Source organism: Bacillus sp. LR--39, assembly GCF_053613335.1.
On the sequence record NZ_JBSIOT010000566.1, the window covers coordinates 1 to 863 of the forward strand.

An 863-nucleotide genomic window follows, 5' to 3' on the forward strand; every position below is an offset into this window, starting at 1 on the left:
GAGGAACTGAAAGGATGCGCTGCTGCGAATCCGTGTGATGCCGACCGCACCGCGCCTTTGCTGCCTCTTCACCCGGCGTATGTCATTTACACATCCGGTTCGACCGGCAAGCCGAAAGGAGTCGTTGTTCCGCATCAAAATGTCGTGCGGCTGTTCGGAGCGACTGACCAATGGTTCCATTTCGGCGCTGACGATGTTTGGACGATGTTTCATTCTTACGCATTTGACTTTTCGGTATGGGAAATTTGGGGAGCACTTCTCAATGGGGGCCGGCTTATCGTGGTGCCTCATACAATCAGCCGCTCGCCGGCCGAATTTCTCAATCTTCTCGTTCGCGAGGGAGTGACTGTGCTCAATCAGACTCCTTCAGCATTTTATCAATTGATGCAGGCTGACCGGGACAATGCTGAGACAGGAAAGCTCCTTTCCTTGCGCTTTATCATTTTTGGAGGGGAAGCGCTCGAGCTGAAGAGGCTTGAAGATTGGTATGAACGCCATCCGGATCATTTCCCGCGGCTGATTAATATGTATGGAATTACAGAAACGACGGTGCATGTCAGCTATATTTCTCTCGATCAGCAGACTGCGGCACTTCAAGCGAACAGCCTGATCGGCCAGGGGATTCCCGATTTAGGTGTATATGTGCTTGATGAGTATCTTGAACCGGTGCCCCCGGGCGTCACCGGAGAGATGTATGTGTCCGGGGGCGGTCTCGCACGGGGTTACTTGGGCAGACCCGATTTGACAGCAGACCGCTTTGTCGCTGATCCGTTTGGTCCGCCGGGAACCCGGATGTACCGCACCGGCGATCTTGCCCGCAGGCGCCAGGACGGCTCTCTGGATTATATGGGGCGGGCCGACCA

Annotated in this window: 1 protein-coding gene; it reads left to right on the plus strand. The window is 54.8% G+C overall.

Annotated elements, in window-relative coordinates:
- The coding region (locus ACWHAR_RS24955) for an AMP-binding protein (RefSeq protein ID WP_452088166.1) at positions 1-863 on the plus strand (863 nt) is incomplete at both ends.